This is a genomic window from Terriglobus sp. YAF25, from assembly GCF_052113305.1.
GTDB lineage: Bacteria > Acidobacteriota > Terriglobia > Terriglobales > Acidobacteriaceae > Terriglobus.
Genome location: NZ_JBFRCY010000102.1, coordinates 1 through 9,133, shown reverse-complemented (window position 1 = coordinate 9,133; position 9,133 = coordinate 1). Strand labels below are relative to the sequence as shown.

Annotated in this window: 7 protein-coding genes; 4 read left to right on the top strand and 3 right to left on the bottom strand. The window is 58.8% G+C overall.

The window, feature by feature from the left end:
- Positions 1 to 197: 197 nt before the first annotated feature.
- Complete coding sequence (locus AB4043_RS06060) at positions 198 to 785, bottom strand: DUF1868 domain-containing protein (protein WP_442306672.1); 588 nt, start codon at positions 783 to 785, stop codon at positions 198 to 200.
- A gap of 73 nt (positions 786 to 858) precedes the next feature.
- Positions 859 to 4,386: a carboxypeptidase regulatory-like domain-containing protein gene (locus AB4043_RS06055; protein WP_442302801.1), complete on the bottom strand. Its 3,528-nt coding sequence runs from the start codon at positions 4,384 to 4,386 to the stop codon at positions 859 to 861.
- 340 nt (positions 4,387 to 4,726) lie between these two features.
- On the opposite strand from AB4043_RS06055, the gene AB4043_RS06050 reads away from it, so the two are divergent.
- Together AB4043_RS06050 and AB4043_RS06045 are read left to right on the top strand one after the other, a co-directional pair.
- On the top strand, positions 4,727 to 6,022 hold the full coding sequence (locus AB4043_RS06050; protein WP_442302800.1) for a hypothetical protein: 1,296 nt from the start codon (positions 4,727 to 4,729) through the stop codon (positions 6,020 to 6,022).
- A 138-nt stretch (positions 6,023 to 6,160) separates the two neighbouring features.
- Positions 6,161 to 7,183 (top strand): YncE family protein, encoded by a 1,023-nt coding sequence (locus AB4043_RS06045; RefSeq protein ID WP_442302799.1) that lies wholly within the window; start codon positions 6,161 to 6,163, stop codon positions 7,181 to 7,183.
- Between the two features lie 154 nt (positions 7,184 to 7,337).
- On the opposite strand, the gene AB4043_RS06040 is transcribed toward AB4043_RS06045, so the two are convergent.
- Positions 7,338 to 7,829: a hypothetical protein gene (locus AB4043_RS06040; RefSeq protein ID WP_442306671.1), complete on the bottom strand. Its 492-nt coding sequence runs from the start codon at positions 7,827 to 7,829 to the stop codon at positions 7,338 to 7,340.
- 9 nt (positions 7,830 to 7,838) lie between these two features.
- Here AB4043_RS06040 and AB4043_RS06035 point away from each other — a divergent pair, with 9 nt between their 5' ends.
- The gene (locus AB4043_RS06035; protein WP_442302836.1) at positions 7,839 to 8,171 is read left to right on the top strand and encodes a VWA domain-containing protein; all 333 of its coding nucleotides are present in this window, start codon (positions 7,839 to 7,841) and stop codon (positions 8,169 to 8,171) included.
- A gap of 105 nt (positions 8,172 to 8,276) precedes the next feature.
- Positions 8,277 to 9,133 (top strand): sensor histidine kinase (locus AB4043_RS06030; protein WP_442306670.1); only part of this gene is annotated, 857 nt, incomplete at its 3' end.

The window sequence follows — 9,133 nt, the reverse complement described above, 5'->3', positions numbered from 1 at the left end:
ATATGGGACGGCTGAAGCCGTCCCCTTAAGCAAGACATTCGCACCTACGGCGCGAAACGGTTGCGCAACTCGCAACGGTCTTAGTACGATGTCCTCTTCTAGCTCGGACCTTTTGTTTGTCATTTCGCAGTGACCGAAGGAAACGGAGAAATCTGCTTCTCGACTGGTTATCCATACTTAGGTCAGGAAAAACCCACCTACGAACACACCAGCAACCGCTGCGGCTCGAAGCGGAACATATCCGGGAAGCTGCAGAACTCTGGAATACCCAGCTCCAGCACCGGGACAGCTTCTGCAATGCGCTTGACATGCACCCGCATCAGGTCGCGATAGGCATTCCGCTCTTCCGCCGTAAACGGAGCCATCTGGTAGGACATCGTCATGTGGAACTGATACTCCGCGTGGTCGTTCAACCGGAAGGCAAAAGCCTCGGCAAGCTGATCGCGCAGTGACCGCAGCTTCTTGTCTTCCTCCGCATCCGCTCCCACCAGGCGAAGGCTGCACGCCATCGGATAGTTGATGGTGTACTCCTGATCGACGCGCACGCGTATGGGCAATTGGCAAGCGAAGCGCTTCTTCGCGATGCGCTCGCCGACCATGCGGGTGCAGACTTCGATGGGAGCGTCAGAAGGGACATACGAAGGCCATCCATAGGCAGAACGGTTCTGGTCGTTCGCTCCGGGGAAGACGGTCATGTGATAGCTGTCTGTCGAAGTAAGTCCCAGCTTGGTGTGATAACTCGGGTTAGAACATTTTCCTGTAGGTGTCGTCCAGGGCTTGTCCATCTATGGGCGTTTTCCTCAATGAAAACGCCGCTGCACGCCCCTCTCGGGATACCCAGCAACAGGAAAAATGCTCTTAGAACGCTACGCGCAGTACAAGCTGCACCTGGCGTGATGGATACACACTGGTGCTGCCGGTGAAGCTGCCGAAGCTGCTGCTATAGCTCGGTGCACCTGAGGTAGCATTCACCGACCCCACGCTGGCAGAGGGGCTGATGTAGTTGGTGGCATTGAGCACATTGAAGGCCTCAATCCGGAACTCGGCGTTGTACCGTTCGTTCGGCAGCGCAAACCGCTTGTGCGCCGAAAGATCGAACTGGCCGAATGCCGGTCCGCGCAGAATATTGCGGCCCGCATTGCCGAAGAGCTGTGTGCCCGCGGGAATCGACACACCCGGAGGCGGTGTCGTTCCCGAGCCCGCGATCAGATAGCCGTTCAACGCGCTCGCCGTCTTGACCAGCGCCTTGCCATAGACTGCCGACGGAGATCCGGTAAGATTCGGCCGGATAGCATACGCCGAGCTGGTGGTCGACACTACCTGGTTGCTGCTCGGCGTATAGGTCAGGTTGATGGGCACACCGCTCGTCACCACGTTGATGCCGGTCAACTGCCAGCCACCGAGGATCTGCTGCTGCCATCCAGGAGCGGATGAGCCGAAGCGGCGTCCTTTGCCGAACGGCAGATCGACGATCGCCGACGTAGTGTTGTTCAGCGGCTGGTTGTAGCCCGAAGGTCCACGATCACCCGCCGGGTTCGCCTTGTTGATCATGGCACTATCGCCGTTCTGTGTCTCCAGATCAGCCGAGTTCAGATCGATGCCACGCGACCAGGTGAACGAGTTGATGAGGAAGACGCCACCGCGGAAGCGCCGCTGCAGCTTGGTCTGCAGCGAGTGATAGATCAGAGATCCTGCGTTGCTCTCCGTCAGGATGTCCGAGAAGTTGGCAATTGGCCGGCGGTTGAGTACTGACGTCGTGCACTGGCCCTGCGCTGCAGCCGGAACTTCGCTGGGCAGACACAGGCGGGCCTGGTTGAAGTCCAGAAGAGCCGGAATGTGGACGGTGTGATTGCCCACGTACGCCACTTCCAGCGTGGTGTCATAAGGCAGTTCCTGCTGTACCGACAAATGGAAGGCCTGCACATACGCCGGCTTGAAGTCCTTCGGCGTATATCGCGTCTGAGCCTTGGTGGTGGAGAAGTTTACTGGTCCCGCAAAGTTGGTTTGATAGCCATCCTGCGTTCTGCGGAAGCAGGTCGTCGGATCCTGCGTCAGCGAGGTGCACAGACCCTGGCTCGGTGTCTGGTTTGCGGGCAATGTCGCCGCATAGTTGTTCGGGCCGTTGTAGGCAAGAAGACCTTCTCCGCCGAAGCGGAAGAGATAGGCATAGCTGATGGCGTAACCGCCGCGAATAACAGTCTTCGGCAGCGCCTGGTAGGCAAAGCCTACACGCGGACCGACGTTCTTATAGTTTGGATCGACCAGACCACGATCGGCCAGTGAGTTACCGCCGACGTAGTGAAGGTTATAGACGTGCCCTGGCGCTGTGCTGCTCACATCGGTTCCACTGCCGGCGGCCAGCAGGCGGTTATTGACGGGATCGAAGTTGTAGAGCTTGTTGTTCTCCTCGTAGTTCGGCGTCATGAACTCATAGCGGAAACCGAGGTTTAAGGTCAGCGAAGGCAGCGGCTTCCAGTCATCCTGCAGATAGCCCATGTGCCAGTAGCGCAGATAGTTCACCTCATTGACCGCGTTCAACTGGTAGTTGCTGCGCGCGCCAAAGAGGAAGTCCGCAAGGTTTGCCGCCTGCGCCGTGGTCGCACTGCCCGCCGAGCTGAACGAGCCGGCATAAGTATCCGAACCGAACTTGGGATGGAAGTCGGAGATCGCCTGCGACATCCAGCCGAACTCATAACCTATCTTCAGACTGTGGCGGCCCCTGATCCAGGTGTAGTTGACCTTGGGATTTGCCTGCGTTGGATTGTTGAACTGCGGATTGGTTCCCTGCTCGCCGAACTGCGTGAAGCCGGAGACAGACTGCGGGCTCAGACCTCCGGTATAAGCAGGGTCCTGCGGGACGTTAGGAATGGCTGCCAGAAGATTGGCGGCGCCGAGGAAGATGGGGAACTTACCGCTCTCGGTCCAGGTCTCACCGAAGCGCATCTCCAGGATCGAAGTCGGCGTCAGTGTCCAGTTGTATCCGGCAGCGAGCTGTCGTGTCCGGGCATAGAGGGTTCCATTGCTGTTACCACCCGCGGCACCGGGAAACGGTGGCGGCTGAAAGTAGGTGACGGCGCGCTGGCTGTAACGGAAGAAGCCGTTCTGGCGATCGTTACGAACGAAGTCGACACGGCCATCGCCCTTATCGTCCACCGTCGGCGCGGCGGGAAGATATTGATAGTTCGCCGCCGTCAGTGCGGCGCCGGGGATATTCGGCTGCGGCAACCGGCTGAAGACCTTCAACGCGACAGGATTGATGTTCGGGTCGCCGAGCGGTACACGGCCATTGCTATACACCACGCCGGTATAGGGATTCTTGATCGGGATCGGCGTGCCCGTCGCCGTGCCGTCGGTCGTAAAGATGCCGTTCAGCTCAGCGGTAGTCGGCAGGGTCGCGGTAGTGAGAGAGTGTGAGACAGCGCGCAGGCCTTCGTAATCCACGAAGAAGAAGAGCTTGTCACGCAGCACCGGACCGCCGAAGGTGCCACCGAACTGGTTCTGCACCAACGTTGGCTTGATGCCGGTTCCGTAGAAGGGGCCGAAGGCGTTCAGGACTGTGTTGCGGAAGTACTCGTATGCTCCACCGTGGAAGGCATTGGTTCCGCTGCGGGTGGTGGCGTTGACGATGGCGCCGCCGGCGCGGCCGTACTCCGCCGAGTAGTTATCGGTCTGTACCTTGAACTCCTGCAGCGAGTCAGGCGACGGAATCACGGCCTGGTTCGAGTATCCCTGGTTGGCTTCCTGGTAGGCGTTGTTGTCGATGCCATCGAGGACGAAGTTGTTATCCATCGAGGTGAGGCCGTTGACGTTGTACGAAGCATCGCGTGGTGGGTTAGAGGCAACCGTTGCAATCAACGAGCGGCGAACGCCCGGCACCAGCTGCGCCAGATCGGCATAGGAGCGCCCATTCAGCGGCAGGGTCACCGCTTCGGTTCCCTGGATCGTCTGGCCGCGGTCGCTGGTCTCGGTCTCCAACTGCTCGGCCGCGCCCGTCACCGTGACACTGTCGCCGGTCTGGCCGACGCTGAGGGTAAGGTCGACGCGCTGACGTGCTCCGACGTTTACCCGGAAGGTGTCTGTCTTCAGATTCTGGAAGCCAGACGAGGTCACCGTCATGATGTAGTCGCCCGGCTGTATGCTGTCGAACTCATAGGATCCGCTCGCGTCTGTCTGCCGGGTGCTCTTGACGCCCTTGGCGACGTTCGTCAGTTCGACCGATGCACCGTTGATCGTCGCTCCCGAAGGATCCTTGATCGTACCCAGCACCGCGCCCGAATCGAACTGGGCATAGACCCTGCCTCCGGCCGCCAGCATCAGCAACACGGCCAGGCGAAGAAGTAGCCCATACCATCGGGCAGATTGTTTCTTGTTTATGTTCGGCGTCATTGCATTCGCTCCATAAGTAGTGCTTCCAACAGAAGTAGTGGTTCCAACAGAAAGCCCGCGCATGTTTGTCTCTGGTCAGCGTCAGGAAGAGGGCCGTTGGGGAGAGGAATAGCAGCGACGCTTCCAGCGAAGAAGCGAATTCACGGCGACAACTGCGATACACGCGTGAACTGCTGTGGAATAAATGGTTTACCTAACCTTCATGTATCTTGATACAGTGAATGCCGTGTGAATTAGTTCATGGCGCATTCACACGATCTGCGTAGACTGACGGCAACTCATGCTCACGGCGAAGCAAGATCGCTCCGTAGACTCCCCTTGGTCTGCACGCACGGCTTCTGTGACAGACTGGCCGGAGAGCGCACAACGCGAGTTGATACGGCGTATCCTCGCCTCTCCGACCTTTGCCCGGAGCGAACGGCTCTGTTCTCTGCTGACCTATGTCTGCGACGTTACCTTCCAGGGCCGTGAAGCAGAGCTCAACGAACAGAAGATCGGTCAGGCTGTCTTCGGCAGATCGCCGGATTACGACTCCTCCATCGACGGCATCGTCCGCACCCAGGCGAGCCGTCTGCGCCAGCGGCTGGAGATGTACTTCGAGCAGGAGGGCGCCGAAGAAGTTCTGCGGGTCATTATCCCGAAGGGCAGCTATATCCCTGTCTTCACTCCGCGCCACACCGCCGAGCCGGTCGCACCTGTATCCCCGGTCCGAGATATACCAGCCCTCCCTGCGGAAGTAGCATCACCACCGAAGGAGCGATCTGTAAGCAGTCTGATTCCGTGGCTGCTATGCGCCGCCCTGGCCGTCGCACTGGCGATGGTGCTGATTTGGAATCATGCAACGGCGATGGCGGCTCCTGCCGCTCCTCCAACTCATCCGCTGTGGAGCCAGATCTTCCTGCCACAGCAGCCAACGCTGGAGGTTCCGGGAGACTCGGGCCTGGTGCTCTCGCACACCTTCGATCAGCGCAACATCTCACTGAACGAATATCTGCTCGGTGATTATCGGACCTCGACCTTCAACGCCTCGACCAATCCCCTGCCCTCGGATATACGCTCGCTGCGAGTCGAGATGGCGAACCGGCGCTACACCTCGATCGTCGATCTCGATGCCGCAGTGCGGCTGGCGCAGATCGCGCAGACATTGCACAGCAATCTGCAGGTGCGCTACTCCCGTGACCTGCGGCCCAATGATCTGAAGACCGGCAACGTCATCCTGGTTGGAGCCTTCGAAGCCAATCCGTGGGTCGAGCTTCTGGAACGCAACATGAACTTCCTGTTGCAGAACAACTACAAGGCAAAGGTCTTCTCGGTCATCAACAAGTCTCCGCGCGAGGGAGAGCCTACGCACTGGGACTCCCGGCTCGACGATCCGCAACGTCGTGTGTATGGAGTCGTCGCCTTCGCTCCGAATCTGTCAGGCAACGGCAATGCGCTGCTGATCGAAGGCACCTCGATGGCCGGTACAGAATCCGCATGGGACTTTGTCTCGGATGATTCGGAGCTGCTGCCCTTCCTTAAACGTATCCAGCGGCCAGATGGAAAGATTCCCTACTTCGAGCTGCTGCTCGAAACCCAGAATATGAGCTCCAGCGCGGTGCATAGCAACATCCTCGCGTGGCGGGTTACGAATTAGAGAACCATACACCGGGTGCCCCATGGGTTGCTCTTATCCCGTAACTTCAGCATGCCTTAATGGATACGACGCAGACTGGTGAGGCTGTGCGGAGTTCCCTGCACAGAGTGATATCCAATTCAAAACGAGGAGGGCTCCATGCAACGAGTGATGCGCATTGGAACCATCGTATTTTCCCTTCTGCTTGCCGGCGCTCTGCCGTCTCTGGCACAGAACAAGTGGGCCGAAAAGCAAACCTTTCCCATCGGCGGACAAGGTGGATGGGACTACCTGACAGTCGATCCGGCGACTCATCGGCTGTTTGTTCCACGCGGCACGCACACGCTGGTGATCGATGCCGAGTCGGGCAAGACGCTGGGTGATATTCCAGGCCAGAAGATCGCGCATGGCGTAGCGATCGATTCGCAGGCGGGACGAGGATTCATCAGCGACGGCGGCGGCGAGGGAGCGATTGTGATCTTCGATCTGAAGACATTTGCCATCCTGGGCAAGATCACCGCCCAGCCCGATGCAGACGGAATCATCTACGATCCTTCTCTGAAGCGGGTGCTGGTTGTCTCTGGAGATAAAGGTGTCCTGATGACGTTCAGCCCGGAGATCGATCCCGCGACAGGTAAGATCGAGGCGCCCATTGATCTGGGTGGATCGCCTGAGTTCCTCGCGTCCGATGGCGCCGGAAAAATCTACGTCAACCTGATGGACAAGAACGAAGTCGCGGTCGTCGACATGAAGACGCGCAAGGTGACTGCGCGCTGGCCGGTCGCTCCTGGTGGTGCTCCGGTCGGCATGTCGATCGACACGAAAAAGAAACAGCTCTACATCGGGTGCCGGAAGCCACAGAAACTGATCGTGATGAGCCTGACGGACGGTAAGGTGCTGTCGGCGCTGCCCATCGGTGACGGAGTCGATGCGACCAAGGCCGATGGTGGCGAGATCTTTGCAAGCTGCCGCGACGGTTCCCTTGCAGTCGCGCGGGAGACCTCACCGGGTAACTTCGAGATCGTCCAGATGGTGAAGACGCGGACAGGCGCAAGGACGATGGGAATCGATCCGATGACGCATCGTATCTATTTGCCGACAGCGGAGTATGAGACCGGCCCGAATGGTAAACCGGTTACCAAACCGAACAGCTTCATGATTGTTGTCGTCGCCAGGCAGTAGCTCGCTCGCCTAACGAGTCCTCAACCGAGCGCTGAAGGCCGGGGCTCTATGAACTTGTTCATAGGGGGAAAGGCGCGTTCTGTACCAGCCTTCAGCGCTCTCCCAGCGAACAAGTTTACTGGGAGAGCGGAGCATTGGGGAACCCAATGGTGAGCTACTGTAAACTCTTCTCCAGCTCACGCACCAAGGCTGAATCAGGATTTTCCCCTATGAGCTGTTCCAACTGCCGCTTCGCAGCCATCGTCTGACCAGCCTTCCGATACAGAGCAGCCAGCAGCAGATGCGCCTGTGGATTCACCTTTTCGATCGCGGCTGCCTTCTCTTGTAAAGCTGCCGACGCGTCGGGCGCGGCAGGAACTGGTAAACGGCGATCCTGCAGCACAGCAGCCAGTACCGTCAGTTGCTCCGCGGTAAATCCTGSAGGCGCAGTGAGAGTGCCATCCGGATGCAGCTTCAACTCACCGCCGGCATCGTGAACCGATGCGACAACCTCAGTCGAACGCTGCTTCTGGCGTCCCGCGAGCCCAATCAGCAGCACGATGATCGACACCACTGCCGCCAGCGCAAAAACCCATGTGGGAAGTCGATGAATCTTCTTCGTAGAAGATGTCGACGGATTCGGTCTGGCCGGTTGCGGAGCGGGCATTCGTAGAAAATTTTAGAACAGAAGATCGAGCATCCCACCAAAACCCATCTCGTGCTGATCGCCGATCTTTTCGAGGGCGGAAATGCAAAGGCCATGCTCGCCCGCATTACCGCGCTGAAACAAAGCGGAGTTAACGTCATCGTGCTGCTTGCGCTCTCCGACGATGGTCATCCGGGTTACGGCGCCCGGCATGCGGAACAGATTGCCGCCATGGGCTGCCCTGTCTTTGCCTGCACTCCGGACAAGTCCCCCGACCTGATGGCGGCGGCACTGATGCGCCACGACATCCAACTGCGGGCCGCGAGCCAGGAGATCACCCTTGTGTGTGGCCATGACCAATAAAAACCAGCGGAAGCAGGTCTCGCCCATCGCGGATAGAGTTGGCCTCTGGGGGTGTGCAGTGTCACACTTAGGGCGATCGGTTATTTCGTTGTGAAGCGCCTCTCGATGCCTCTGAACTTCAGCCCGTTGAAAACTGACCTTCTCGCAGTTGCGGCTTGCGTCCTCGCCCTGCCGCTTGCCTGGGAGCTGGATGCGCCTTCCTCCTGCCTTCTGCTTGCGGTGATGGTAAGCAGCCTCTATGGCGGCCGCCGTTCCGGTTATATTTCGGTTGTGGTTGGGGCGGCGCTTTTTTATGTCTTCTTTCTTACGCCAAAGTTCAGCCTGTTTCACCCAAGGGGAGAGTTCCTGCGTCTGTTTGTCTTCATCGTGGCCATGGTGCTGGCGACGGAGTTGATTGCGGCGAGGCACCGCGCGGAAGAGTCACTCCGCCAGACACAGACGAAACTCGCACAGGCAACACAGACCGCGACAATAGCCGAGTTCTCCGCCTCAGTAGTTCATGAGATCAGCCAGCCGCTCAGCGCCGTCGTCGCACACGGGCAAGCCAGCCTGCGCTGGCTGCAAGCCGATCCTCCGGACTTCGCAAACGCTCAGGCGTCGGTCGAACGCGTCGTTCGAGACGGCAAAGATGCCGTCGGCATCATCAAAGGCTTGCGGACGCTCTTCCGCAGATCGCCGCTGCAGAAGGCCCCGATCGACCTGCGGCCCGTCGTCAGCGAGGTCGTCTCGCTGGTGCGCGGCCGCGCGGAGAAAGACGGAGTTGTCGTCGAGGTCCAACTCTCGAAAGATCTGCCGTTGATCTTTGCCGATCGTATTCAACTGCAGCAGGTACTCATGAACCTGGTGTTGAATGGCATCGAATCCATGCGGGATGTCACCGGACGGCCAAAGACATTGGTGATCCATTCGCGAGAACAGGATGACATGCTGTTGGTGGAGGTCCGCGATCAAGGTATCGGCGG